The 225-nt window shown below is 36.9% G+C and carries 1 protein-coding gene; it reads left to right on the top strand.

Annotated elements, in window-relative coordinates:
- The first annotated feature begins 3 nt into the window (after nt 1-3).
- Nucleotides 4-165 carry an ATP-binding protein gene (locus tag FS628_RS31075; RefSeq protein ID WP_313958642.1) on the top strand — a complete coding sequence of 54 codons (162 nt, stop codon included), beginning with the start codon at nt 4-6 and terminating at the stop codon, nt 163-165.
- The last annotated feature ends 60 nt before the right edge of the window (nt 166-225 follow it).

Here is a 225-nt window from a genome sequence, read left to right on the forward strand (position 1 = left end):
TTTATAAAGTGGAATGAGATTTTCCAAGACCAAGTTTTAACGGCAGCACTAACGGATCGACTGACCCATAAATCTCATGTTTTAAACATGAATGGACCGTCTTTTAGGATGAGAGAAACGGAAGAATGGCTCAAAAGTGAAACAGCATCAGTGGTTCAAAATTAAGTTGCGAAATGGTTCACTTTTCACTTGCGAAATACAGAGAACCTATCTTCATTAAATGTT

It is taken from the genome of Paenibacillus xylanexedens (assembly GCF_007676705.1).
Classification (GTDB): Bacteria; Bacillota; Bacilli; order Paenibacillales; family Paenibacillaceae; genus Paenibacillus; species Paenibacillus xylanexedens_C.